Raw genomic sequence first — 24,893 nt, 5'->3', positions numbered from 1 at the left:
CGGCGTCCCGCGAAATGCAAATTGGCGGTTCTTGACGGATTGGACCGCAAAACCCACAAGTCGCCGGACGCGGCGACGACGCCGGCGGGCAAGGACGGTTAGATGGACTGGATCATCCTTTTTATCGGCAGCATCTGCGAAGTCGGCTGGCTCATCGGGATGAAATATGCACAAGGATTCACGCGGCTCTGGCCTTCGCTCATCATGGTGTTCTTCATGGCGGCGAGCGTCGGATGCCTGGGCATTGCGGTAAAGACGATTCCCGCCGGCACGGCCTATGCGGTGTGGACCGGCGCAAGCATCGCCGCGGCGACCTTGGTGGGCGTTTTCCTGTTCAATGAACCGACCACCGTGCTGCGGCTGGGATCGATTGGCCTCATTCTCTTGGGCATCATCGGCCTGCGGCTTGGCGGCGTGAACCTCAAATAGAAATCGCCCGGCGCTCCTTGCGAGAAGCGTCGGGCGAAGAGCGCGATTGAATCAAAAATAGCTTTCGAGCGTGCCGCGCCGGCGCACGTCGAGCGTGGCGCAGTGGAACGCGCCGCCGAACGCCGCATAGTGCAGGAAAGAGCAGGGGATGGGTTCGTAGCCCCATTTCTCCATCTGCCGCATCATGTTGGTGTGATGCGGATCGACGATGACGCGCTTCTCATCGATCGCCAGAATGTTCATGCTGAGCCATTTGCCGCACATCGAGGTGATTGCCAGAATGCGGTCGTTGATCGGATCCGGCTCCGGCGCGACGAGAATGTCCCATTTCTTCAAAATGTCCGGCAGCTCATCCGGATTGATATATTCCGGATTGATCAGCAGGCGCCCCGGCCCCAGCGGCAGAATCGTCGTGTCGATATGCATCGGGTTCGGGCAACGGCTCTTGATCTCATGGATGCGATAGCCCTCGCCAAGATGGCGGCGCAGCCAGTCGATGCCCATCGCATTGGTGACATTGGAGCGCGTCACGAAAAGATCGCGGCCGCAGCGGAAGAAATCGGCGGCGTCGAACACCGGCTCGAATTCGGTGAGAATGTAGCGAATCTCTTCGCCCTTCTCCGGCAATTTGAAATTTGGATCAAAGAGTTCGTCGGTGAGCTGCGGCTTGGGCGCCGAGGTCCAGCGCGCGCCGCGTCGGAAATAATCCTTGAGGATCTCCCGATAGGAGTGTGTTTCGAAATAGCGGCAGGGCCAGGCCATCGGGGTTTCGATGATCTCGTCGCCGATCACCAGCATCGAGTCGCGCGGGCAAGAGTTGCAGAAGCCGCGCGACGACCAGTGCGGCGTCGAGAACTTCGCCTTGTGATTGACCGCGTCGGGCCGCGTCACCTTGACGTCGAGCGATTCAAGCAAGGCGATGAAGCCGTCGAGCTCCTGCTGCGCCGGTTCGATCATGAATTTCGGAAAGCGGAAGCCTGCGGCGAGCGATTGGGCGCGCGCGGCCATGCCGGGGATGTTGCAGGTGACGACCGGATGGTCGGAAGGAATTGTCGAGCCTTCGAGGCGCCCGACGATGATCTCCTCCAAAGGATCCCACTCATTGTGGGAATTGACTGGACAGTCCGCGGCAATCGCGGTCCCCATAGTTGCATGTATATTCATAATGCGCCCCGGATCGTTTCCAGCGAGTGACATCTAGCGCTTTCCGACTGTTCTTCAATCTTACGAAAAAACGGCGTTATTTCTTGCTTTAACGTCGCGCTGCTTGGTCTTCCTCGCTTTGTTGCCGACTCAAGCCTTCTTGGCGGTCGGACTATGTCGCCAAGAGGAGGGGCCGTCTACTCCTGGCGCTCCCGACGCTTGCGCGGACTTGCGTTTCCCCCTGCATTGGGCAATAAACCGCGCTCTACAGAACCGCCCGGCCAGTGATGGGCTGCCGTGGCGGTTCTTTCGCTCGCGCGAACACGCGTCGTTTGGACCAATTTCCTGCGGCGCAAACAACAGGGCCTAGCGCCCGGGAGAGCAAAATGCCCAAACTGAAGACGAAATCCGGCGCGAAAAAGCGCTTCAAGATCACCGGCACCGGGAAAGTGGTCTACGCCCAGCAGGGCAAGCGCCACGGGATGATCAAGCGGACGAACAAGCAGATCAGAAATCTGCGCGGCACGGCTGTCTTGTTCAAGACTGACGGCGACAACGTCAAGAAATACTTCCTGCCGAACGGCTGATCGCAAAGAGCGCACTTTTTCCGCAAAGGAGTTTCGTCATGGCTCGCGTCAAACGCGGCGTCACATCGCACGCCAAGCACAAGAAGACCCTCAAGGCCGCCAAAGGTTTCTATGGCCGCCGCAAGAATACGATCCGCGCCGCCAAGGCCGCCGTCGACCGGTCGATGCAATATGCGACGCGCGACCGTAAGGCGAAAAAGCGCGTGTTCCGCGCCTTGTGGATTCAGCGGCTCAACGCCGCCGTGCGCGAGCACGGGCTGACCTATTCGCGGTTCATCGACGGGCTCGCCAAGGGCGGGATCGAAGTCGACCGCAAGGTTTTGTCGGATCTCGCCATCCACCAGCCCGAAGCCTTCGCGGCGATCGTGGCGCAGGCCAAATCGGCGTTGCCGCAGGCCGCTTAAGACTTATATCGGCGAACATATTCGAGCCTCCCGCGGCAGCGCGGGAGGCTTTTTGTTTTGGAGTTTTACTATTCTTGGCCGCCTATTGCCGGGCGATTTATCTCGCCCGCCCACGAATTTTGGGAGCGTCCGCCACCGGCCGATTTGGCTCTTGAGGCATAGGCGCGCTCTGCAATTCGGCTGGCGGCGCCTGAAGGGGCCATCGTGTTGGCCGATCCATGACGAACTGGTTGATCGCGCAAATGAACGAACTGAACATGAAGCCGCCATGGCTCATGAGCACGTCGTCATAGGCGCGCATGTTCCAGAACGGGTCGTTCGCGCGCGTGATCGGGAGCAGTCCCGCAAGCCTGAAACCGTGAGTCATCTCGACCGCGGGATGACCGCCGCTGCCGCGAGGATTCGCAGGATCTGGGTCGAGCGGCGGGGCCAGTATCGCGCTCTCCCACTGAGTGCCATTCGTTTGCGCCCTTCGAGCCCGCGTCAGCCAGTCGTGGCTGACAGCGCAGGTTAGTGAGGGATCGGCGGGGATATCCTTGTAATCCGCCTGACTGGGCGGCGCCCAACCGATGCTGCGAATTTCATGCGTCGTGCCGAGCTGGCGCGCCGGCATGCGAAGAGTATCGACGAGATTCACCGACGATCGCGGCGGATCGAGATGGCCGATCGTGCGCGAAGACTCGATATCCGTATTCTGAAAGGGAAGATCGCTCACGAATTCTCCAACCCTTTGCCAAAATCTCAGCGCTCGCTGATCTTGTCGGTTTTCGGGGAGGCTGAAGCTTTCGCAGGCTGCGCGCAAATCTCGTGCGACGCCAGCGATCATCGCGCCAAGGGGACGCAGGTCGCCGCGAAAAAGCGGAAAAGCGAGATAGGTTGCGAGGTCGGATTTTATGCCGATTTTCTTTTTTCGATCGATGTTCTCCACCGCTTGATCGAGCGCAAACGGCGTTCTCAGCGCCCCGCAGGCGCGCTCGTCGGGGTTCGGCGTCTCGTCATGGAAGATGAACTCCCCGGGTTTTTTTGCCTCTAGGAACTGCTTGTATCTCGAGCATATTTCGTCTGGCGAATTCACACCCTGACCGAGCAAACTCAGTTTGTGACGCATTGCTATGGCGCAGTCTCCGGGCCGGATCCCTCCTGGAGGCCAGGAATAGGCCGAGGTGACTGAAATCACGACAGGACTCTGATGAGCGGGAAAGAAGCGGTGGCCCGCCATGAGGTCGCCTTCGCCCTCGAAGAAAGCGACTTTCTCCCAGACGGCGCGCTGAACATCAGTCCATTTTGAGGCTTCGGCCGCAGGGTTAATGAGAACCACGAGATCGCCGAGCGGCGGATAAAAATAGGCGTTGGCGCCCGGATGATTATGCACCGCCTTGATCAAATGGTCTTTCAAAGCCGTGGCCAGCATGTTGCCGCCGAGGCTATGACCGATCACGATCATCTTGTTTGGATTGTCTCGTTGCTTTGCCTTCGTCCCGGGCTGTTTGTTGAGAACCTGCTCGATTTTTCTCAGCGCCATAAGGGCGTGCGGCGCAATATATTCGCTGACGGGTTTGCGGTCGAAGAGGGTCAGCGTCGCGACGCCGGAAGCGAGCGAATCGCCCCAGGAATTGATCCAGTTCTTCCAGCACAAGGGTTTTTCGCTGGGCAGAACGCCGTTCGAGCAATGTGCGGCGTCGCCATCTAAGAGCGCGCCGACGGTATTGCCCATAGCGATAAAGGGAAGATGCAGTCGCGTCTCGTTCAGGCGCGCGCCTCGCCAGCCGACGTACACCGCCGTCACCTCGCGCCCGCAATGCTCGCTTTCGCCAGCGTTGCACCGGTCGCGAAGGTATCGCGCGACATGCGCCGCGTAAGCGCGAAGATCGGTGACATTTCCGTCGCCGATCGATGCGTCATGTCGCCAGCCATGAACGAAGACGATGACGTAATTGCTGTGCTTGACGGCATTCCCGAATTCATCGGCGTGGGCGCGCTTTTCAACTGATCTAAGATGCGCGTTGAGCGCCTCAAGTTGTGTGATCGGCTTCCATGAGCTGCGTTCGATATAGCTCACGCGATCGGTCAATTCGTTCATGGTGAACAGCTGATGAGGGTCCTTGATCAGCTCGAACGGCTCGCCATCCTCCTTGAATTCCAGAAAGGCCAGCGTGTAGCCAAGCGCATTCGATCGATTGTTGTCATCAGCGCGAGGGACAGGAACTTCGTGACGCTGTATCGCGCACTGAAATCTCGTGTCCCAACGACCTGCCTTGTCCTTGAGCGCCGCTTCGTTTTCGGCGTTGCCATAGGCTGCAAGAATATTCCAAGCCGGCGACGCGTAGTTTCCGTTTTCGCCGATCCGCATGTTGCAATCGCGCGAGTCGGGATCAAGAACGCGATAGGGGTGATCCTTCGGCGTGGAAATGGCCCAAGCGGTCACGAGAACCGTCAGAAAAGCCAAAAGCAAAAGCCGCACGACAGTAATTGCCGCGCGCCAGATGAAACGAGCGGCGCGACGCAGACCAGCGAGGATCTTGAAAGAAAGCGAACGCAGCGAGGCGGTCGTAGATGCAAGACGGGCGCTCATCAAAGCCCCCTTATGGTCAGGTGACTGCAAACGTCTAAACAATATATGCTTTTCCTTCAGCGCGTAAATTTTCGCGAATTTTTAGAATTTGCCGACAACGCTGAAGACTGGGTTACCTGGAAGCTAGGACGAAGCATGGCCGACACATATGATCTCATCGTCATCGGCGGCGGGCCCGGCGGCTATGTCGCCGCGATCCGCGCCGCGCAGCTGGGTCTCAAAACGGCGGTCGTCGAGCGCGAACATCTTGGCGGCATTTGCCTGAACTGGGGCTGCATCCCGACGAAAGCGCTGCTGCGCTCCGCCGAGGTCTATCGCCTCGCCAGCGAGGGCGAGCGGTTCGGCGTTTCGCCAGGCGCCCTGAGCGCCGACGTCGCGCGCATCGTCGCGCATTCGCGCGAGGCGGCGACGCGACTCAATGGCGGCGTGGCGTTTCTGCTCAAGAAGAACAAGATCGACGTGATTTGGGGGGAGGCGACGCTTGCCGGAAAGGGCGAGGTGCGCGTCGCCGCGCCGACCAAACCGCCCATGCTGCCGCAATTGCCCTCGCCGAAAGCGAGGCTCGACCACGGCGTCTATCAGGCGAAACACGTCATCATCGCGACCGGCGCCCGCCCGCGCGTTCTGCCGGGGCTCGAGCCCGACGGACGACTCGTCTGGACCTATTTCGAGGCGATGAAGCCGGAGCGCTTTCCGAAGTCGATGCTTATCGTCGGCGCCGGCGCCATCGGCGTCGAATTCGCCTCCTTCTATCGGACGTTCGGCGTCGAAGTCATTCTCGTCGAAGCGCTGCCGCATATTCTCCCGAGCGAAGACGAAGAGATCGCCGCTTTGGCGCATCGATCGTTCAAAAAGCAGGGGATCGACATTCGCGTCGCGACGACGGTGACGGGCGTCGAGAAAAAGGCCGACAGCCTCGTCGTCACGCTGAAACCCGCGGACGGCGAGGTGGAGACGCTCGAAGTCGACCGCGCGCTGTCGGCGATCGGCGTCGTCGCCAATGTCGAAAATCTCGGGCTAGAGACGCTCGGCGTCGCCCTCGAGCGGGGCGTCATCAAGATCGACGGCTTCGGGCGCACCAATGTCGAAAGCGTTTACGCGATCGGCGACGTCGCCGGCGGCCCGATGCTTGCGCATAAGGCGGAGCATGAGGGCGTCACCTGCGTCGAGGCGATCGCCGGCTTGGACGCGCACGCGCTCGACAGATCTCGCATTCCAGGCTGCACCTATTGCCATCCGCAGGTCGCGTCGGTCGGACTGACCGAGGCGAAGGCGAAAGAGCAGGGGCTCGACGTCAAGATCGGCCGCTTTCCCTATCTCGCCAATGGCAAGGCGATCGCGCTCGGCGAACTCGAAGGCGTCGTGAAGACAATCTTCGACGCCAAGAGCGGGCGGCTGCTCGGCGCGCATATCTTTGGGGTCGAAGCGACGGAACTGATTCAGGGCTTCGTCATCGCCATGAATCTCGAGACGACCGAAGAAGAACTGATCCGCACGATCTTTCCGCATCCGACGCTGTCGGAAACGATGCATGAGAGCGTGCTCGCGGCCTACGGCCGCGCGATTCACGTGTAAGGCGAACCTTGCCCGCATGTCATTCCCGACGCGCGTTTCGCGCGCGATCGGGAATCCAGACGCACGGCAAGCGTCTCGGGCGTTGCTCTGGGTCCCCGATCGCGCTTCGCGCGTCGGGGATGACAAGCGGAGGCAAATTGATACGACGTGCGAGCGCCGGTTCTCGGCGCGTCAGCTCTGCAGCACATAGGTTCCCGGCGCGTCGCAGAGCGCGTCGGCCATCGCCGGCGGCGCGACCGGCGGGCCGGATCGGGCGGCGAGCCAGGCGCTCCATTCCGGCCACCATGATCCTTCCCTGACAGTCGCGATCTTCACCCATTCTGCGGGGTCGGCGTAATGCTCGCCGTTCACGCGATGCGTGAAGCGGTAATCGCCGCGCTTCTTCTCGGGCGCCGAGACGATGCCGGCGTTATGCCCGCCGCTCGTCAGCAGGAAGGTGATTTGGGCGTCGGCGAGCAGGTGGATCTTATAAACCGAACGCCAGGGCGCGACATGATCGCGCTCCGTGCCCACGGCGAAAATCGGCGCGCGAATTTCGCTGAGCGCGACGGCGCCGCCGTTGACGCGCAGCCGGCCCTCGGCGAGATCGTTGTTGAGGAAGAGCCGCCGCAGATATTCCGAATGCATCTTGTAGGGCATGCGCGTGGCGTCGGCGTTCCAGGCCATCATATCGGTCATCGGCTCGCGCTCGCCCATGAGATAGGATTTGAGCGCGTAGGACCAGACAAGATCATTGGAGCGCAGGAGCTGGAACGCGCCGGCCATCTCCTTGGAATCGAGGAAGCCGTGCTCCCACATCAGATCTTCGAGAAAGTCGAGCTGACTCTCGTTGACGAAGAGCGTCAGTTCTCCGGCTTCGGTGAAATCGGTCTGCGCGGCGAGGAGCGTCACGCTCTTGAGGCGATCGTCATTGTCGCGCGCCATGGCCGCTGCGGCGATGGCGAGCAGCGTTCCGCCTAGGCAATAGCCGGCCGCATGGATCTTTCGGTCCGGCATGAGCCGCGAGATCACGTCGAGCGCCGCCATCACGCCGAGTCTGCGATAGGCTTCCATGTCGAGATCACGATCTTCGGCGCTGGGATTGCGCCAGGAGATCATGAAGACCGTGAAGCCTTGCTCGGTCAAAAACCGCACGAGCGAATTATGCGGCGATAGATCGAGGATGTAATATTTCATGATCCAGGCTGGGGTGATGAGCACGGGCTCGGGCCGTACTGTCTGGGTTGCCGGCGCATATTGGATGAGCTCGATCAGCCGGTTGCGGTAGATCACCTTGCCTGGCGTTATCGCGACGTTCTGACCGGGAACGAAGGCTTCGGCGCCGACAGGCCGCTTGCCGCCGGCGCGCCGCTCCATGTCTTCGAGAAAATTCTGCAGGCCATAGACGAGATTGACGCCGCCTGTCTCCAGCGTGCGTTGCAACGCCTCTGGATTCGTTAGCAGGAAATTCGACGGCGAGAACATGTCGAGCAATTGCCGCGAGGCGAATTCGACGACGTCTTCATGCTGCTTGGTGACGCCGCGGATGCCCGTCGTAGCGTTGTGCCACCACTGCTGATTGAGCAGAAAACCCTGGTAGAGCAGCGCATAGGGCCAGCCTCGCCACGCTTCGCCGGCAAATCTCTTGTCCTGCGGCAGCGGCTCGATGCAGGGCGCGGCTTTCGACTGCAGCGCGCAGCGCCCGGCGTAATTGGCGAATCGCCAAGTTTTGCGCATCGCCTTTTCGGCAAGCTGCATCTGCTTTCCTGGCGCTGACGCGAGGTGCGCCGCCCAGTCCCAATAGGCGCTCGCCATCGAGGCGGGCGAAAGGCCGCCGGTCAGATGGGCGACGCTCGCATGGAGCGAACGGTCGATGACATTGCTCAGGGCCGCGTAGCCGTAAGGGTCTTTGTCGGCGGCGCGCTCCGCCGCCAGAAAGGCGCTTGGCCAAGCCTCGACGAAGGCTCTCGACGCGAGGCGCGGAAAGTCATGGGCAGGGGAGGGGTGGCCATGGCTAGAAGATGCCTGCTCTGCGTGCGCAGGGTTCGGCTGCGCGGCATGGGGGTGCTTTGTCATCAACTTCCTTTAAGCGCGAGGCGCTCGACTGAATTCTGATCTTATTTCGGGCAATGCTGCGCCGCAACATGGCGTTTCCGGGCTTGGCCGGGAGGCGAGCGCTACCATTTCCCTGTGAAGGAATGCCGACCGCTTAGGAGAGCCCTATGAGAGCCATCGCCGCAGCCGCCTTATTGACTCTCGTCTCCAGCGCCGCGCTTGCCGCTCTCAAGCCCGGCGACGCCGCGCCCGACTTCAGTCTGGAGGCCGCGCAGGGCGGCAAGGAATTCTCCTTCTCGCTGCGTCAGGCGCTCGAGAAGGGTCCGGTCGTGCTGTATTTCTATCCGAAGTCGTTCACGAGCGTCTGCACGCTCGAGGCGCATGAATTCGCCGAAGCCATGGAGCAGTTCGCCGCCATGGGCGCGAGCGTCATCGGCGTTTCGAGCGACAAGATCGCCACGCAGCGCGAATTCTCGATGAAGGAGTGCCGCGACAAATTCCCCGTCGGCGCTGATCCGGGCTTCAAGGTGATCAACGCCTATGACGCCGCCTTCAAGGTTCCGGTCGCGGGAGCGATGTTCGCGAACCGCATTTCCTATGTCATCGCGCCCGGCGGGAAGATTCTCTCGGCGGTCGAGGATTCGGGCGCAACGAAGCATATTGAGAATGCGCTCGCCGTCGTGCGGCAGTGGCGCGACGCGCAGCGGAAATAAGCTGCGAGCAAGGGGGCGATCGTCCGTATGCAAGGCCAGCCGCCCGACGCGCAAAAGCGCTATCGCGCATGCAAGGGCGGGCCGTCGTTCACCCCCTCTTCGGGCGAATGCGGATGATCACGTCGCAGCCGACGATTTCCATCCCTTCCGGCGGCGCCGGCAACCGCGTAAATTCGACAGAGCCATCGGCGGCGTCGAACATGCGGCCCGTCGCCTCATCCATGAAATGATGGTGCGGCGAGGTGCGGGTGTGGAAATAGGTGCGGGGTCCCTGCACGGCGATTTCGCGCAACAGCCCGGCTCCGGCGAACTGGTTGAGCGTGTTGTAGACCGTGGAGAGAGACATTGTCAGACCGGCTTCGCGCGCTTCGGCGTGCAGCGCCTCGGCGCTCACATGTCGATCGCCGTTGCCGAACAGCAGCCGGCTCAGAGCGAGCCGCTGAACGGTGGGACGCAGACCTGCGCCGCGCAGCCGGGCTTTGATTTCCGAGACCTTCGTCGCGCTCTCGGGGGATTGATCGCGCAGTTTGATCGAACGGTCGAAACTTGTAGTCGAAGGTTGATGAGTCATTCTTCGCGACAGGCGAGCATCACTCGCTCCCTATTCATACATTAAGCTTTTTTCAGTAGAGGGCAGCGCCCGCCCCCTGTCAAACGAAATGGCGGAAGGTGTAATATTTCCAAAGAAGCAGCAAAGGACTGGCTAATGATGCGGCGCCTTGAGCCAATACTCTGTGCAGGGATTGATCGACGTCAGATGCTCGGCGCGTCGGTTCGTGCAGTCGCCGTTCTCTGGCTTGCCGGAGGGCGCGCCAAAGCCGACACGTTCGAGGCGTTTTTGCAGGGCCTGTGGCCGTCGGCGCAGGCCGCCGGGGTCTCGCGCGAAACCTTCGACGCGGCGATCGCCGGACTTGCGCCGGACCCGTCGGTATCGGCGAAGCCGCGCGCACAGTCCGAGTTCACCATTTCGATTCCCGCCTATCTCGCCGGCTCCGTGACGAATGGTCGCGTCGCGCGCGGCCGGGCGGTCGCCGCCGAACTCGCGGGGCCGCTGGGTCGGGCGCAATCCCGCCACGGCGTTCCAAGCGAGATCGTCGTCGCCATTCTGGGCGTCGAAAGCAATTTCGGAACGGCGGCCGGCGGCTCTGACGCGCTGCGCGTCCTGGCGTCGCTTGCGTGGAAGGGGCATCGCGCCGAAACCTTCATCGAGGAATTTGTCGCCGCCCTCGTGATGCTGGAGAAGGGCTACGCGACGCGCGAGCAATTGCGCGGCTCCTGGGCCGGGGCCATGGGCCAACCGCAGTTCATGCCTTCCGCCTATCTCAAATACGCCGAAAGCGACGCGGGCGGCGGCGCGCCGGACATCTGGCGCTCGCGCGGCGACGCCGTGGCCTCCATCGCCAATTTCCTGGCGAAATCCGGATGGATCGCCGGACTGCCCGCCGTCGTCGAAGTTCGACTGCCTCAAGGATTCGACTACGGCGCCTTCGATCTCGACTTCGCCCGCTGGCGACAGCTCGGCGTGACGCGCGCCGACGGCGGCGCGCTTCCCGGCGGCGGCGCCGCCAGCCTCTATTTGCCGGCTGGCGCGAACGGCCCGGCCTTTCTGATCACCGACAATTTCGAAGTCATTCGGCAATACAATACGTCTGACGCCTATGCGATGTCGGTTGCGCTGCTCGCCGATCGCATCGCCGGGCGCGATATCCCGATCACGCCCTGGCCGAAGGTCGCGCCGTTACCGACCGCCGACGTCAAGGCGATGCAGCAGCTGTTGACGGAGCGCGGCTTTTATCGCGGCACATTCGACGGCAAGCTCGGGCGCGCGAGCCGCAACGCCATCCACGCCTTTCAATTGAGCGAAGGCATTCAGCCCGCCGACGGCTTTGCGACGAAAGACGTTCTGGCGCGGCTGCGCGGCCGGTAAAGCCGCCACGATTCAGACATCGAGATCGCGGTAGACGGAGACTTCCCTTTCGCGCGCGGTCCGCGCCGCATCGCCGGCGCGGAAGCCACGCCAGACGTCGAACGCCATGACCAGGGTCGTGAACAGTCCGGAAATTTTCCCGACGATGAAGCTGAAGGGAAAAATAAGACGGTCCGGCGGAAGAATGAATTGCGCGCCAAGAAAGATGAGCGCCGCGTTGACGAAATAGGCTGGCCGGAACAGCGATTTTTCTTCCCAGGCGCTTTGCGCATAGCTGCGTGAATTCTTCTTCACCGTGCGGTTATAGGCCGGATTGGGAAACATGCCCCAGAAGCGCCGTTTGGGCGGAAGCGCATTCGGCCCCGCGAGCAGCGCGCGATAGCTTTGACGCACCGAGGAATGCGCAAGCAGCGCGAGAATGATGTTGGCGATCACGAACGCGAATTTGAGCTGGAGGAACGAGAACGACAGTTGCGCGGCGAGGTCGACGAAAAACAAATGGGTGAATGCGTTCAGCATGAAGGCGGAGCGATGAAAGCTCGCGCGGTTGATGTCTTGAATCTTCTCGTCGACGAAAGTCGCGCCGGCCTTGGTCTCGGCGAGTTCCTTGAGAGTCAGCCGATCATAGTCGTCGGTTTTGAACCGCTTCGCGATCTCGCCAATCATTTCGAGCGGCGGCCCGCGCTTGATCTTGAAGGTCGCTTTGTTGAGGAAAGTTGAGATACGCGCGAAAATATCTCGCGCCATGGCGTAACGCGACGTTACCGAACTGAGAAAATCGGGCTCTCCCGCCATTGCGCGCACCTAAGCTGATTCTTTCGCTCTCATATTGTTATAGACGCAACTGGCGCCGGCGCCGACCCTGACCGCAGGTTGATCCTGTCCGGCCTCTTGCCATATTTAGGCTGATCCCGATCCTCGCGTCTTCGCTTGTCGGAGCCGCCCATTTTTTGGTCCCCGCCATGTTCAGCGCCCGTTCTTTCGCCCATTCGACCGCCGAAGCTCCCGCCGCGAAAACTGCGGAACGACTGCCAGAATGGAATCTCGCCGATCTTTATCCGGGCATCGATTCTCCCCAGGTCGTGTCCGATCTTGGCAAGGCCGCGCAGGAGGTTGCGCAATTCGGCAAGGATTATCGCGGCCGGCTAGAGTCGCTAGCTAAAGGCCCCGACGCCAGCGTCAAGCTTGGCGAGGCGGTGGCGCGATATGAAGCGCTGCAGGACTTGCTCGGGCGACTGATGTCCTTCGCCGGCCTGCTCTATAGCGGCGACACCACCGATCCCGCGCGCGCCAAATTCTATGGCGACGTGCAGGAGAAGGTCACCAACGCTTCGGCGCAGCTGCTGTTTTTTCAGCTTGAGCTCAATCGGATGGACGACGCCGCGCTGATGGCCGCGGCGAGCAAGGAGCCGCTCTCGCGCTGGAAGCCGTGGCTCGAAGACATCCGCAAGGAGAAGCCGTACGAACTCGAGGACAAGCTGGAAGAGCTGTTCCACGAAAAATACATCTCCGGCGCGGCCGCTTGGAATCGTCTTTTTGACGACACCATCGCCGGGCTGCGCTTCAAGGTCGCCGGCGAGGAGCTTGCGATCGAGCCCGTGCTCAATCTGATGCAGGATTCGCGCGAAGAGACGCGTCGGGAAGCGGCGCAGGCGATCGGCGTGACGCTCAAAAACAATCTGCGCACCTTTTCGCTCATCACCAATACGTTGGCGAAGGACAAGGAAATCTCGGATCGCTGGCGCGGCTTCCAGGACGTCGCCGATGCGCGCCACCTCTCCAACCGCGTCGAACGCGAGGTGGTCGAGGCGCTCGCGCAAGCGGTGGAGGCTGCGCATCCGCGCCTGTCGCATCGCTATTACAAGCTGAAGGCGAAATGGTTCGGCAAGGACGCGCTGGACTATTGGGATCGCAGCGCGCCGCTGCCGTCGACGCCGGCCAAACGCTATTCCTGGCCGGAGGCGCGCGAAATCGTGCTCGAGGCGTACGACGGGTTTGCGCCGCGCATGGCGGAGATCGCCGGGCGCTTCTTTGAGAAGAACTGGATCGACGCGCCGGTGCGGCCGGGCAAGGCGCCGGGCGCCTTTTCACATCCCACCGTGCCCTCCGCGCATCCCTATGTGCTGCTGAATTTTCAAGGAAAGACGCGCGACGTGATGACGCTCGCGCATGAACTCGGCCATGGCGTGCATCAGGTGCTTGCGGCGCGACAGGGCGCTTTGATGGCGCCGACCCCGCTGACTCTCGCGGAGACGGCGTCCGTCTTCGGCGAAATGCTCACCTTCCGCGCGCTCATCGCGCAGGCGTCCGATAAGGCGCAAAAGCGGGTTCTGCTCGCCTCCAAGGTGGAGGACATGCTCAATACCGTGGTGCGGCAGATGGCGTTCTACGCCTTCGAGCGAAAGGTGCATAACGCGCGACGCGAAGGCGAGCTGACCGCGGATCAGATCTGCGAATTATGGATGAGCGTGCAGGCCGAAAGCTTTGGCCCTTCAATCCGCCTGGGCCCCGGCTATGAGACCTTCTGGGCCTATATCCCGCATTTCATCCATTCGCCGTTCTACGTCTACGCCTATGCGTTCGGCGATTGCCTGGTGAATTCGCTCTACGGCGTCTATCAAAAGGCGCATGATGGATTCGCCGAGCGCTATTTCGCTTTGCTCGAAGCGGGCGGCGCCAAGCCTTATGCCGAGCTTCTCAAGCCTTTCGGATTGGACGCGCGGGATCCGGCGTTCTGGAACATTGGCCTTGAAATGATCGAAGGCTTGATCGCGGAACTGGAGGCGATGGAGGACGCTTAATGAGCGCCATGACGACCTTCGCGCAAAAAAAACGCCGGCGTTGAGCCGGCGTTGTTGTTGGAAGCAGCTGGTGTCAGCGCTTAATTCTGGCCGCCCCTGATCACGATCTTCTCGCCGTCGCAGGCAGCTTCGCCAATATACACGTTGTGGGCGCCCTCGACGGGCTTGCCGGTCCATACGCAATTCTTCTTGGAATCGGAGCGGTCCACGAGTTTGAGCGTGTAAACGCCGCCGGTGAGTTCGCCTTCAAGCTTGTAGGTCAGCATGGAGCCGTTATCGAGCTGCATTTCGCTCTTGCCCGAAACCTTGTCGCCTTCCGTCGCGACAGTCCAGGTGCCCTGCGCGCGCTTGATGCCCGCCTTATTCGCTTCGGTCACATTCCACTGCGCGGCATAGGCCGAGGCGCTAAAGGCGGCGGCGGCAAGGGCCGTCGTCAAAGCAAGCTTGATCATTTGTTGTGCTCCCATAAAGTGTTGTGATGAGCAGCATATCGGCCGCAGTCCAACTGGGGCTCGTGAAATGCGGCTATCAAGCCTTTTTGCGCCCGTGCGCTTTGGCGCGCGAACGACGGCGGAACATCGCGTGATATCACGCGAGATGTCAATTTATTTCCGCCCGAACTAACGTTAGGCGCTCGATGTAAGGGACGTCAAATGTTCGAAGTAAAAAACTGGCCTCGCGTGGACGACTACATCGGCGCGGCGCTGATTTCCAAAGAAGAAGCGCAGGAGGAAACGCTTGCGGCAAATGCGCGCGCTGGCCTTCCGGCGATCGACGTTTCGCCGCCGCAAGGCAAATTGCTGTATCTGCTCGCCTGCGCAATCGGCGCAAGACGCGTTCTCGAAATCGGGACGCTTGGAGGCTACTCGACGACCTGGCTGGCGCGCGCCGTGGGCGAGGGCGGCAAGGTCGTCACCTTCGAAGTCGATGCGCATCACGCCGAGGTCGCGCGCGCCAATATTGCCCGCGAAGGCGTGAGCGCGCGCGTCGATCTACGCGTCGGCCCCGCGCTCGAAATGCTGCCGCTGCTTGAATCAGAGCGGGCGCAACCCTTCGATCTTGCCTTCATCGACGCCGACAAGCCGAGCAACGCCGCCTATTTCGATTATGCGCTGAAGCTGTCGCGTCCCGGGGCGCTGATCATCGTCGACAATGTCATTCGGGAGGGCGCCGTCGCCGACGCATCGGCCACGGACAGCGGCGCGCTGGGAGCGCGCGCGCTGTTTGACGCCGTCGCCGCGGAGGGGCGGGTCGAAGCGACGGCGGTGCAAACCGTCGGCGCCAAAGGTTGGGATGGGTTTCTGATCGCGCGCGTCAGATAGGACGCCTCTTCAGCTCCCTTCAAACGCTGTCGAACGCCCGCTTGCCGCGCCGCTTGCGGGGCAATGGCGCGCCGTCGGCTCCGAACAGGGCCGCTTCGACCTGGTTGCCGCTGTCGTCATAGCGCCAGGAGATGCGCGCCGCGCCAAGATCCTTGCGGATCGTGGGCTTGCCCTCGGCATTGAAGTAGGCCTCCTCGACCTGATTGCCCTTGGCGTCATAGAAGCGCGCGACCCTGGCTGCGCCAAGGCTTTTGCGCTTCATTGGCCGGCCGTCGGGATCGAAATAGGCCTCGACGACCTCCACCCGTCCGCGCGTGGGGGCAGGCGCCGCAATGGCTTCAGGCGCGACGCGGATATTGCCGTCGCTCGCCGCGGTCAGCTTCCCGTTCTGAGAGCAGCGCCGTTCTCCCGAGGCCGCGCTGCGCGCCCTCTTAGCGAGGCGCGGCGCCAATTGAGTTTTCTGTTCCATGATCCCAAATCGCTGCGCGGTCCGATGGCTCGTCGCAACCGCCAGTCAGAGAACTGAGCGGCGCGTGCTCTCTGCGATGCACGCTGACAAACGACGGATACGCTGGTCTGACTCTCCCCCGCCGGCGGCATGCCGACATCGGGGCGTGACGCCGCACTGCTGCGGCAAGCGTCAGATCAGGACGGGAGGGGCGCGGGAGCCGAGCGGCGGTGTCGACGCCTCTGGAGGACGAGATGTCTCGTCAAAGGCCAGTCCGATCGTCGAATAGGACGCGGCTGGTGGCGTCTCGCCGATGAACGGCGAGGCGGCGGTCGCGCCGCCGAGCGATGCGCAATGCGCGACGCAACAGACGTCGCCGTGCCGCGCCGGACGTGCGGGAGTCGCGGGATCTCCGGAAAGCGGTCCGGAAGCCTTGCTAAAGCAGATCGTGTTGGCGAAGAGGCCCGAACCGCGTCCGCTGAACGAAACGCCTACAGCAAGGCCTTGCAAAACAAACAGATAGGCGACGAGCAGAGCGACTGCCGTCGAACCGTACTGCGATGTTTTGACTTCGCTGCGCGCGCTCATAGCCCGTCGAAGCTATTCACTGATCTTGTCAAGGTCAATGGCGACGCCGCGCGCCGGCGGCGATTAAGGGTTGGGCCGCCCAGAGCGCTTATGGATCACATGGAATCATGTGATCGATATGGAATTGCTCGAAATCAAATGCTGGAGCAGGTTCTCATCGAAAAAGTCCGTCAACTTTTTCGTAACCTGCTCTCGTCAAGGGTTCCAGGGCCCCTCGGCTTCCGACGCGCGCTCATACGCCTTTTGCGCCTCGATGGCGTCGAACACAGCGCGGAGCGCTTCCCTGACGCCGGCGCGGCTCGCGGACGAAAGGAGCAGGGGCGCCGGATGGCGATCGTGCGTCTCAGGGCCGGCGGCGGCGATCGCCCGCTTCAGCCGCTCCCGCTGCTTCTTGAGATGATCCGCGTCGACCGCATCGATCTTCGAAAGCGCGACGATTTCCGGCTTCTCGGCGAGACCGGCGCCATAGGCGGCGAGTTCGCCGCGGACGATCTTGTAATCCTTGCCGGCATGTTCCCCGGTCGCGTCGATCAGATGCAGCAGCGCACGGCACCGCTCGACATGGCCGAGAAAGCGATCGCCGAGGCCGTGGCCCTCATGGGCGCCCTCGATCAGACCCGGAATGTCCGCGAGAACGAGTTCCCTGTCGTCGATGCGCACGACGCCGAGACCGGGATAAAGCGTCGTGAACGGATAGTCGGCGATCTTGGGCTTCGCCGCCGTCACCGTCGCCAGGAATGTCGACTTGCCGGCGTTGGGCAGGCCGATCAGCCCCGCGTCGGCGATGAGTTTCAGCCGCAGGATGATGGTGCGCTCCTGGCCCTCGAGGCCGGGATTGGCGCGCCGCGGCGCTCGATTGGTCGAGGTGGTGAAATGCGCGTTGCCGAAGCCGCCGTTGCCGCCTTTGCAGATGACGACGCGCTGCCCGACCTCGGTCATGTCGGCGATGAGGGTTTCCCCATCCTCCTCGAAGATTTGCGTCCCGACCGGCACTTTCAGCACGGCGTCGGCGCCGCGCCCGCCGGCGCGGTTCTTGCCCATGCCGTGGCCGCCGGTCTTGGCCTTGAAGTGCTGCTGGTAGCGATAATCGATCAGCGTGTTGAGCCCGGCGACGCATTCGGCGACGACGTCGCCGCCGCGTCCGCCGTCGCCGCCGTCCGGCCCGCCGAATTCAATGAACTTCTCGCGCCGAAACGAGACGGATCCCGCGCCGCCGTCGCCGGAGCGGACAAAAACGCGGGCCTGGTCGAGGAATTTCATCTGCCGCTCACGGTGAAAAGAATCGCGGCCGGCGCGCGCCGAACAGCGTATGCGCTTCGCCGCGCTTTAATTCGAAAAGCTCGACTTCCATTTCGCCGCCGCGCGCGGGCGCCGGCCGCATGCCGCGGCCGATGGTCCGGAAGCCGAGTTTCTCATGCACGTGCAACGAGGAGCGATTGTCCGGCCGCGCCGCGGAGACGATCCGATCCAGCGAGGTGATGCCGAAGGCGAGGTCGATGAGGGCTCTGGCCGCCTCGGTCGTATAGCCTTGCCCCCAATAGGGCTTGCCCAGCCAATAGCCGAGCGTCGCCGAGCCGCGGCGGTCGGCGCCATGCAAACTCACAAGCCCGATCGGCTCGTTGGGCCGGTTTTTCGGGGTGATGACGAGATGAAGCCCGCCGCCGGCGCCGTTCTCCGCGCGCACCGATGCGATGAACGCGTCGGCGTCGTGCGGCGCATAAGGATGCGGGATGCTGGCGGTCATCAACGCGACGTCGGGATCGCCGACGTGCTGGCGAATCTCGTCGGCGTCAGCGGCGCGCGGCCAACGCAGCCACAGTCGTTCAGTCTCCAGCCGAAAAACGTCGTCGCGGGTAATTTCGGGAAACATTGATTGCTCCAAGCGACATCGGAAATATTGGCCTAAGAGCCTGAAAGGAGAGCGCTCCCCACTGGCCCTTCACGGCGCTTCCGGACATCTCGCCTGAAACGTTCCCGCCTGAATTCGCGAGAGTGGTAGTCGAGACGACTGTCCGCCGGAAGGCCGGCGGCGGGTCGTCCCCTACCGCCTTACTCGGCTGCTGCGGCGGGCGCCGGCGCCACCGATACGCTAGCGCGTCCGCCGCTGGACTTGAATTCGACGACTCCGTCGACGAGCGCAAAAAGCGTGTGGTCCTTGCCCATGCCCACATTGCGGCCCGGGCGCCACTTCGTGCCGCGTTGACGCACGATAATATTGCCGCCGATGACGGCTTCCCCGCCGAATTTCTTGACGCCGAGGCGCCGGCCGTCCGAATCGCGGCCGTTGCGCGACGAGCCGCCTGCCTTTTTGTGAGCCATGGTCTTGCTCCGATCTTCCTATGCGGCGACTGGGGCCGCTTTATTCCAAGTGTCGCGTTCCAAGTGTCGCGAGAGGCGGTCAGCTCTCGATCGCGGTGATTCTCACAAGCGTCAGGTCCTGGCGATGACCGCGCTTGCGCTTGGAATTCTGCCGGCGGCGCTTTTTGAAGGCGATCGACTTGGCGCTGCGGGTCTGCTCGGCGATCTCGCCGGAGACTTTCGCGCCGGCGATCGTCGGGGCGCCGACCTTGGGGCTGTCGCCGCCCAGCATGAGCACTTCGTCGAAGGTGACGGCGTCGCCCGGCGCGCCGTCGAGCGCCATGACGGTGATCACGTCCCCAGCGGCGACGCTATATTGCTTGCCGCCGGTTTTAATGACTGCGAACATCTTTTTTTCCTGTGTTCGTCCCGACGCTGGCGTTTCCGCCGGCCGGCTTCTTGGCAGTTAGTGGCTTCGCCTCGATCTTGCGCCAGGCGCAAACGAAAAGCGCGGCGAAACCGCCGCGCCGAAGCGACGTTCATCTACCCTTCAAAGCCGGCGACTGTCAATATGTGGGGTGGTTGGGTTCAAAGGCGGGGGCGCTGTCGATTTCGGTTTCAGCTGAGATCGGCTTTCTATTGCATCTGAGGCGTCGACTCTCTTGTCGCGATCCAGATGACGTGCCGGGCGCCGCCACGCCCGCCGTTGGCGCGCACCTTGACTTCATCCACGCGGAACCCGGCTTTGCGGAGGCGCGACGTGAAATTCCGATCCGGCCCCGATGACCAGACGGCCAACACCCCATTATGGCGCAGCGCCTTGCGGGCCGCCCTCAATCCCTCGATATCGTAAAGTCCGTCATTGGCTTCGCGAGTCAGGCCCTCGGGGCCATTATCGACATCGAGAAGGATTGCGTCATAAGTCGCGCGGCCGGACCGGATCAGGCGCCCAACGTCCCCTTCCTCAATGCTGACGCGCGGATCCGTCAGGCTGGCGCCGAAGACTTCCGCCATCGGGCCGCGCGCCCAGGCCACGACCGCCGGAACGAGTTCGGCGACAACGATCCGCGCTTTCGCGCCGAGGACAGTGAGCGCGGCGCGCAGCGTGAAGCCCATCCCCAGCCCGCCGATCAGAAGGCGCGGCTGTGGGCGCGCCTGAATTCTCTCGCAAGAGAGCGTGGCGAGCGCCTCCTCCGAGCCACTGAGGCGACTGTTCATCAGTTCGATATCGCCCAACATGATCGAGAATTCCGCGCCGCGACGCTTGAGGCGGAGTTCGCCCTCGCCGCCCGGTATCGGCGCTGTGTCGAGCAGGGTCCAGGGAATCACTGATAACACTCCGTTGGAGTTCAAAGCCCCTCACGAAAAATGGCGCAGCAGCGATAGGCCGGCGAGGAGGCCGGCCACCGCCAGGCCGACCGACGCCACGACATAGAAGGTCGCCATCGCCAGTTCGCCGCGCTCGTAAAGCAAAACCGTCTCGAGCGAGAACGCCGAAAAGGTGGTGAAGCCGCCGAGGATCCCGGTCGTGAGGAACAGGCGCCAGTTCTGCGACGCCTCGCCCTGGAAGGCGAAATAACCGACGATCACGCCCATCAGGAACGAGCCAAGCACGTTCACGGTCAGCGTCCCGAACGGAAAACCAACGCCGATCAGTCGGGCAAGAAGAATGTTGACCCCGTGGCGCGCGGCCGCGGCCAGTCCTCCGCCAGCAAACACAATGAAGAAGCCCATGACGTCGTCCTTTCCAACGAGCGGACGACAAACATGCTGCGGCAGGCGGCGTTTTAGGCGCGCTCCTCCCGCAGGACGCGCGTCCTTGCGGCAGGAGCCATCAGCCTTCATCAGGCGGTTACCGGGAGCCCCATCCCGTGTGGAAGGCAACATAGCCGCGCCGGCGCAAACGATCAACCGGCCGTCGCCCCCGCAGGGCTTCGACCTCTGGTTAATTTCAGCTCACTTCGGCTCTCACATTTGCCTCGCGTCATCGCGTGGATGTCCGCGACAAGCGCGGCCATGACGCGGCGCGATGACCCCTCGTTCACCTGGATTCGGAGCCCTGCAGCCGCCGTCGCCCGTGCGGAACGCTTGCGCGCCACACGCGTTATCCTTCCGTTACGAAAGAATTTTTTGGAGAATAGCTATGCATTTACGCTCTGGTTTGCGCCTCTGCGCGGTCCTCGCTTCGACGCTCTTCGTATTTTTCATGGCGACGTCATCGCCAGCGGTCGCCGCCGGCGCGGTTGGCGCGAAGTGCGGCGGCATCGCCGGCCTTCCCTGCGCGAAGGGCTTGTGGTGCGAGATGCGCCCCGGCTCCTGCCGCGTCGCCGACGCGTTCGGCCATTGCGCGCGCAAGCCCGCCTTCTGCCGCCGCAATTTCAGGCCGGTTTGCGGCTGCGACGGCCGCACCTACCCGAACGACTGCGCGCGCCGCGCCGCCGGCGTCAGCAAAAACCACAATGGCCGCTGCCGACGCCACCACTGACCGCTCGTTGAAGCAGCATATTTTAAAGGAGGAGAATATGACGAAATTACTTTGGAGATTAGCGATCGCCCTGGCGCTCTCACACTTTGTTTCCGCCCCCGCCTCGGCCGCCAAAGTCGGTGAGATGTGCGCAGGCATCGCCGGCATTCAATGCGACAAAGGCTGCACGCGTCGCGCCGCGAAGATCGCGAAAAAGTCCGACGGCGAGTGCCCGAAACCCTACAGGTGAGCCTTGATGATGGCGCGGCGCACTCGGGCCGCGCCATCACTTCGGTTACGCGCGTTCTTGGGCTAGTTGAAGCAGCCGCTGGCGTGCATCTGAGCGAACCAGATGGCGCAGGCCGCCTTGGCGCGCTCGTAACGGCGACGGGGGGAGCCGCCGCCATAGCCGTCGTAGCCGCCAAATCCGCCGTAGCCGCCACCGCCGCCATCGTCGTCATCGTCGCCGGGATAGCCGCCGCGATAGCCACGACCATAGCCTTGACCATAACCTTGGCCATAGCCCGGACCATAACCGCCGCCGCCGCGCCCGTACTGATGCTGGCGCATGCAGGTGTTGTAGTTTTCAGCGATCGCGAGGCACAGCGGCGCATTGGCCGCCTGCGCGATCGGCGTGAAGAGGATGCCGAGGGCGCAAGCCGCGCCGACGATAGAACAGGTCACGAGCCGCATGCGGGCATTTTCCTTGTTTGCGCCCCCCAGCGCTTTGCCAAGGCATCTTCGCGCGCGCCGGCTGAAACCAAGCTGAACGGCGTCACAGCTACCGCGATCACCAGCCGGCGATGCGTCGGCATGAAGAATCGCCCGCGCCAAAGGCGTAATGATCGCCGCAGGCGAAGGCCACCGGCGGTTCGCCGGTCTGCTCGAAGATGTCGTAGCCCTGCTTCAGATTGCGCCAGAACTCGGTCCAGTGCTGATAATTGCCGCCCGCGCCGACGAAGGCGAGCCAGCTGCCGCCGGTCTCCCGAGCGATCGCCTGCTCCGTCAAGCGGAAGGGAAAAATATGCACCTGCACTTCGTGCTGGCCGGCGCGCATCGCCGCCTCGACGAAGGCGTAGATTTCCTCGATGCCGCGGTCGGTCATGGCGAAGCAGCCGACCGATTTGCACGCGCCATGCACCATGACGAGGCCGCCGGTCCGGCCGTTCTGGCGATCGAAGGCGTTCGGATACCCGACGTTGAACGCGCGGTGATAATTCGAATGCGGATGCAGCTGCTTCGCCGAGACGCTGTAGAAGCCCTCCGGCGACTGGTAATCGGCTTCCTTGAGCTTGGGTCCGAGCCTGCCTGACCATTTGCAAATCGGATAGGTTTTATAGAGCGAGAAGCGGCTGTTGCTCTTTCGAAGCCAAAGCTCGAGCTGCCCTTCCTGCTTGAAGATCCGCACGAAGACCTGGTCCCCCATGCCGTAACGGATCGGGGCCTCCTGCTGAAACGCGTCCTCGGGCGCAGCCCGCAAGGTCGGCTCGACGGCGCGCGCCACCTGGGTCGGCGGCGCCGACTCCTGCGCCGTGGGCGTCGCCTCTACCGCGGCTCTCGCCGACGGCTCCTGCGGCCGGGCCGGCGGCAGCGGCGCATTGGCGAGCGCCGGCGCCGGGACCTCGGCGGGGGCGGGCGCGGTCGCCTCGGCGGTTTGCGGCGGCTGGGCGGGAGCTGCCGCCGTCTCGGCGAATTTGTCGGCAAGCTCGGCGAGATTGGCCGGTCGCGACGGGGGCAGCGGCGTGGGCTTTTCCACAATCTCCGGTCGCGCGGGCGGCGGCGGCGCGGGCGGGAAGGACACCGACCCTTCGACGCCGTCGCCGCCTTGCGGCAGCGCCGCGACCTCGGCGGACGGCTCTTGCGGCGGCGCAGCGACTGGCGGAGCAGGGGGAAAAGCGCCGGGCTTTATCCGCAGGGCCATGCTGCGCAGGCCGGTCGGCAGCGCGCCGCTCCAGGCGCTGCGCGCGGCGTCGCTGCGGACGGGAGAGTTGCTCCCAACGTCGGGCATATAGCGGAGGGCTACGACTCCGCTGACGAGTGCGGCGAGGGCGATCGCCGCCAGCGCCAAATGGGTCCGTCGCGGCGTCATGCGCCTATGCAAGCCTCTCACGGAGATTCTGAACTTCGAGCCTGGGCTGAGCAAGAACACCCGGAAAAAGGCGCTTTAGTGGCCTGCGAAGGCGACGAGCGTGCGCACCGGGACGCCGAGCGCCTGGAGCCTTTTCACGCCGGCGAGATCGGGCAGGTCGATGACGAAACAGGCGGCGACGACGTCAGCGCCGCCCTGGCGTAGGAGCTTCACCGCGCCCTCGGCGGTGCCGCCGGTAGCGATCAGATCGTCGACGAGAATGACGCGCTCGCCGGGGGAGACCGCGTCTTCATGCATCTCCATTTCGTCGACGCCATATTCGAGCTCATAGGCGACCGAGACGACGCGATGCGGCAGCTTGCCCTTCTTGCGGATCGGGATGAAGCCGGCGGAAAGCTGATGCGCCACCGCGCCCCCGAGGATGAAGCCGCGCGCCTCCATGCCGGCGACCTTGTCGATCTTGCCGCCGCACCAGGGCTGCACGAGTTCGTCGACCGCCTTGCGGAACGCCTTGGCGTCGCCGAGCAGGGTGGTGATGTCGCGAAACAGGATTCCCTTCTTGGGATAATCGGGAATGGTGCGAATGGCGGCGGCAAGCGGCATGAAACGGCCTTGCGATCAGCGGCGAGGTGGCCGCGTGGATGGATATGGCGCAACCGCCACGGCTCAGAGGAATACACGGAGGGCGGGGCGGGGCGCAAATGGGTGGTAGGCGCTGGGGCAATCGGGCGAACAGCGAACTCGAACAGTTGCGCGAAATACCTCCCCCTTGCGGGGAGGTCGGCGGTCGCAGGCAAGTTTACGCAGCGTGCGTAAACTTGGCTGGGACCGCCGGGTGGGGGGTCTTAAACGCCAGATCGAGCGGAGCTTACCCCACCCGACCCCGCTTCGCGGGGCCACCCTCCCCGTAAAGGGGAGGGATTCGCAAACGCCTGAAGTGAGCGGCCTGTCTGCGACGAGCAGGCCTCGATCCGCAGCAACCTTTTCTTCGGATCAGCGAACAAATATCGACATCTCAGCATTATGCGACATGAGGGAACTAAGTATGTGACTCTCGCGCTCTAATTCCGATGTGATGGAAAAAATTGCCAAGGAGTGTTCCTTAAGATTCCCCAACTTATTGAATGGACTGAATAAATCCTTGGCGACAATTGCATCTCCGACTTTTACGTATGTTCTACAAAGCCTGTGTGCTTCCGAAAAACGCTCGATTTTCGATATGGTATCGGGCCCAAAAAAGACCCTAAAGACAACAATGCTCTGATTAGTCTCAACCTCTCTGCCAGCTGAATCAAACACCTTTGCTCGATTAACTGGCTCAACGTGATAATAATCTATGTTGATGGAGGTTCCCGCGACGCATTGAGCATTCTCTGCTCCGCACACAGCGCCCGGAACAGAATAAAAGATCAAAAGAATCGTAATTTGTTTCAGAAAAAATTTATCGAAGTTCATCACCTACGCCCTCCAGGCGTTTCCTTGGCAATCGCTCGCCTTCT

28 protein-coding genes and 1 riboswitch are annotated in these 24,893 nt (G+C 62.6%); of the genes, 10 read left to right on the top strand and 18 right to left on the bottom strand.

The window, feature by feature from the left end:
- Positions 1-102: 102 nt before the first annotated feature.
- Positions 103-429: a DMT family transporter gene (locus tag EHO51_RS11010; RefSeq protein ID WP_029648562.1), complete on the top strand. Its 327-nt coding sequence runs from the start codon at positions 103-105 to the stop codon at positions 427-429.
- A gap of 51 nt (positions 430-480) precedes the next feature.
- Here EHO51_RS11010 and EHO51_RS11005 read toward each other — a convergent pair whose 3' ends face one another.
- Complete coding sequence (locus EHO51_RS11005) at positions 481-1,518, bottom strand: amidinotransferase (protein ID WP_245434555.1); 1,038 nt, start codon at positions 1,516-1,518, stop codon at positions 481-483.
- 440 nt (positions 1,519-1,958) lie between these two features.
- Here EHO51_RS11005 and rpmI point away from each other — a divergent pair, with 440 nt between their 5' ends.
- Entirely contained in the window at positions 1,959-2,159 is a 201-nt protein-coding gene (gene rpmI, locus EHO51_RS11000; RefSeq protein ID WP_109025906.1) for a 50S ribosomal protein L35, read from the top strand.
- Between the two features lie 38 nt (positions 2,160-2,197).
- Positions 2,198-2,563 (top strand): 50S ribosomal protein L20, encoded by a 366-nt coding sequence (rplT, locus tag EHO51_RS10995; RefSeq protein ID WP_018409162.1) that lies wholly within the window; start codon positions 2,198-2,200, stop codon positions 2,561-2,563.
- A gap of 97 nt (positions 2,564-2,660) precedes the next feature.
- On the opposite strand, the gene EHO51_RS10990 is transcribed toward rplT, so the two are convergent.
- Positions 2,661-5,135, bottom strand: a complete 2,475-nt coding sequence (locus tag EHO51_RS10990) for a hypothetical protein (protein WP_124738935.1) — start codon at positions 5,133-5,135, stop codon at positions 2,661-2,663.
- Between the two features lie 135 nt (positions 5,136-5,270).
- Here EHO51_RS10990 and lpdA point away from each other — a divergent pair, with 135 nt between their 5' ends.
- A complete protein-coding gene (gene lpdA, locus EHO51_RS10985) occupies positions 5,271-6,710 on the top strand; it encodes a dihydrolipoyl dehydrogenase (protein WP_124738934.1) in 1,440 nt (479 codons plus the stop codon).
- Positions 6,711-6,881: 171 nt separating this feature from the next.
- Here lpdA and EHO51_RS10980 read toward each other — a convergent pair whose 3' ends face one another.
- Complete coding sequence (locus EHO51_RS10980; protein WP_124738933.1) at positions 6,882-8,765, bottom strand: PHA/PHB synthase family protein; 1,884 nt, start codon at positions 8,763-8,765, stop codon at positions 6,882-6,884.
- A gap of 146 nt (positions 8,766-8,911) precedes the next feature.
- Here EHO51_RS10980 and EHO51_RS10975 point away from each other — a divergent pair, with 146 nt between their 5' ends.
- Complete coding sequence (locus tag EHO51_RS10975; protein ID WP_124738932.1) at positions 8,912-9,457, top strand: peroxiredoxin; 546 nt, start codon at positions 8,912-8,914, stop codon at positions 9,455-9,457.
- Positions 9,458-9,545: 88 nt separating this feature from the next.
- On the opposite strand, the gene irrA is transcribed toward EHO51_RS10975, so the two are convergent.
- A complete protein-coding gene (gene irrA / locus EHO51_RS10970; protein WP_014890443.1) occupies positions 9,546-10,028 on the bottom strand; it encodes an iron response transcriptional regulator IrrA in 483 nt (160 codons plus the stop codon).
- Positions 10,029-10,166: 138 nt separating this feature from the next.
- On the opposite strand from irrA, the gene EHO51_RS10965 reads away from it, so the two are divergent.
- Positions 10,167-11,384 carry a lytic murein transglycosylase gene (locus EHO51_RS10965; protein ID WP_124740121.1) on the top strand — a complete coding sequence of 406 codons (1,218 nt, stop codon included), beginning with the start codon at positions 10,167-10,169 and terminating at the stop codon, positions 11,382-11,384.
- 12 nt (positions 11,385-11,396) lie between these two features.
- Here EHO51_RS10965 and EHO51_RS10960 read toward each other — a convergent pair whose 3' ends face one another.
- The gene (locus EHO51_RS10960) at positions 11,397-12,179 is read right to left on the bottom strand and encodes a hypothetical protein (protein ID WP_029648569.1); all 783 of its coding nucleotides are present in this window, start codon (positions 12,177-12,179) and stop codon (positions 11,397-11,399) included.
- A gap of 167 nt (positions 12,180-12,346) precedes the next feature.
- Here EHO51_RS10960 and EHO51_RS10955 point away from each other — a divergent pair, with 167 nt between their 5' ends.
- The gene (locus EHO51_RS10955) at positions 12,347-14,185 is read left to right on the top strand and encodes a M3 family oligoendopeptidase (protein ID WP_124738931.1); all 1,839 of its coding nucleotides are present in this window, start codon (positions 12,347-12,349) and stop codon (positions 14,183-14,185) included.
- An 80-nt stretch (positions 14,186-14,265) separates the two neighbouring features.
- On the opposite strand, the gene EHO51_RS10950 is transcribed toward EHO51_RS10955, so the two are convergent.
- The gene (locus EHO51_RS10950) at positions 14,266-14,637 is read right to left on the bottom strand and encodes a hypothetical protein (RefSeq protein ID WP_124738930.1); all 372 of its coding nucleotides are present in this window, start codon (positions 14,635-14,637) and stop codon (positions 14,266-14,268) included.
- 201 nt (positions 14,638-14,838) lie between these two features.
- Between EHO51_RS10950 and EHO51_RS10945 the strand changes: the two genes are divergently transcribed.
- Positions 14,839-15,507 (top strand): O-methyltransferase, encoded by a 669-nt coding sequence (locus EHO51_RS10945; RefSeq protein WP_124738929.1) that lies wholly within the window; start codon positions 14,839-14,841, stop codon positions 15,505-15,507.
- A 19-nt stretch (positions 15,508-15,526) separates the two neighbouring features.
- On the opposite strand, the gene EHO51_RS10940 is transcribed toward EHO51_RS10945, so the two are convergent.
- The 8 genes from EHO51_RS10940 to crcB form a co-directional block, all read right to left on the bottom strand.
- Positions 15,527-15,976 carry a hypothetical protein gene (locus tag EHO51_RS10940; protein WP_124738928.1) on the bottom strand — a complete coding sequence of 150 codons (450 nt, stop codon included), beginning with the start codon at positions 15,974-15,976 and terminating at the stop codon, positions 15,527-15,529.
- Positions 15,977-16,147: 171 nt separating this feature from the next.
- On the bottom strand, positions 16,148-16,543 hold the full coding sequence (locus EHO51_RS10935) for a DUF2946 family protein (protein WP_124738927.1): 396 nt from the start codon (positions 16,541-16,543) through the stop codon (positions 16,148-16,150).
- Positions 16,544-16,738: 195 nt separating this feature from the next.
- Entirely contained in the window at positions 16,739-17,803 is a 1,065-nt protein-coding gene (gene obgE / locus EHO51_RS10930; protein WP_124738926.1) for a GTPase ObgE, read from the bottom strand.
- Between the two features lie 7 nt (positions 17,804-17,810).
- Positions 17,811-18,413 (bottom strand): GNAT family N-acetyltransferase, encoded by a 603-nt coding sequence (locus EHO51_RS10925; RefSeq protein ID WP_124738925.1) that lies wholly within the window; start codon positions 18,411-18,413, stop codon positions 17,811-17,813.
- 179 nt (positions 18,414-18,592) lie between these two features.
- Positions 18,593-18,862: a 50S ribosomal protein L27 gene (gene rpmA, locus EHO51_RS10920; RefSeq protein WP_018409147.1), complete on the bottom strand. Its 270-nt coding sequence runs from the start codon at positions 18,860-18,862 to the stop codon at positions 18,593-18,595.
- Positions 18,863-18,941: 79 nt separating this feature from the next.
- The gene (gene rplU, locus EHO51_RS10915) at positions 18,942-19,250 is read right to left on the bottom strand and encodes a 50S ribosomal protein L21 (RefSeq protein WP_018409146.1); all 309 of its coding nucleotides are present in this window, start codon (positions 19,248-19,250) and stop codon (positions 18,942-18,944) included.
- Positions 19,251-19,477: 227 nt separating this feature from the next.
- Positions 19,478-20,170, bottom strand: a complete 693-nt coding sequence (locus tag EHO51_RS10910; RefSeq protein WP_124738924.1) for a spermidine synthase — start codon at positions 20,168-20,170, stop codon at positions 19,478-19,480.
- A 30-nt stretch (positions 20,171-20,200) separates the two neighbouring features.
- Complete coding sequence (gene crcB, locus EHO51_RS10905; RefSeq protein WP_124738923.1) at positions 20,201-20,575, bottom strand: fluoride efflux transporter CrcB; 375 nt, start codon at positions 20,573-20,575, stop codon at positions 20,201-20,203.
- A gap of 84 nt (positions 20,576-20,659) precedes the next feature.
- Positions 20,660-20,722, bottom strand: a riboswitch (Fluoride riboswitch).
- 262 nt (positions 20,723-20,984) lie between these two features.
- Here crcB and EHO51_RS10900 point away from each other — a divergent pair.
- Together EHO51_RS10900 and EHO51_RS10895 are read left to right on the top strand one after the other, a co-directional pair.
- Positions 20,985-21,326: a Kazal-type serine protease inhibitor family protein gene (locus tag EHO51_RS10900; protein ID WP_124738922.1), complete on the top strand. Its 342-nt coding sequence runs from the start codon at positions 20,985-20,987 to the stop codon at positions 21,324-21,326.
- Positions 21,301-21,555, top strand: coding sequence for a hypothetical protein (locus tag EHO51_RS10895; protein ID WP_245434554.1), 255 nt, complete (start codon positions 21,301-21,303; stop codon positions 21,553-21,555). The genes EHO51_RS10900 and EHO51_RS10895 overlap by 26 nt, the downstream gene beginning before the upstream one ends.
- A gap of 62 nt (positions 21,556-21,617) precedes the next feature.
- Here the strand turns inward: EHO51_RS10895 and EHO51_RS10890 are convergent, their stop codons facing one another.
- The 4 genes from EHO51_RS10890 to EHO51_RS10875 form a co-directional block, all read right to left on the bottom strand.
- On the bottom strand, positions 21,618-21,998 hold the full coding sequence (locus EHO51_RS10890; RefSeq protein ID WP_124738921.1) for a hypothetical protein: 381 nt from the start codon (positions 21,996-21,998) through the stop codon (positions 21,618-21,620).
- 97 nt (positions 21,999-22,095) lie between these two features.
- Positions 22,096-23,394 carry a L,D-transpeptidase family protein gene (locus EHO51_RS10885; protein WP_124738920.1) on the bottom strand — a complete coding sequence of 433 codons (1,299 nt, stop codon included), beginning with the start codon at positions 23,392-23,394 and terminating at the stop codon, positions 22,096-22,098.
- Between the two features lie 75 nt (positions 23,395-23,469).
- A complete protein-coding gene (locus EHO51_RS10880; RefSeq protein ID WP_029651084.1) occupies positions 23,470-23,997 on the bottom strand; it encodes an adenine phosphoribosyltransferase in 528 nt (175 codons plus the stop codon).
- 390 nt (positions 23,998-24,387) lie between these two features.
- A complete protein-coding gene (locus EHO51_RS10875; protein WP_124738919.1) occupies positions 24,388-24,849 on the bottom strand; it encodes a hypothetical protein in 462 nt (153 codons plus the stop codon).
- Between the last annotated feature and the right edge of the window lie 44 nt (positions 24,850-24,893).

This window comes from Methylocystis rosea, from assembly GCF_003855495.1.
Classification (GTDB): domain Bacteria; phylum Pseudomonadota; class Alphaproteobacteria; order Rhizobiales; family Beijerinckiaceae; genus Methylocystis; species Methylocystis rosea_A.
Note: the sequence above shows the minus strand (reverse complement) of the source record. Positions and strands in the feature narration are given on the sequence as shown.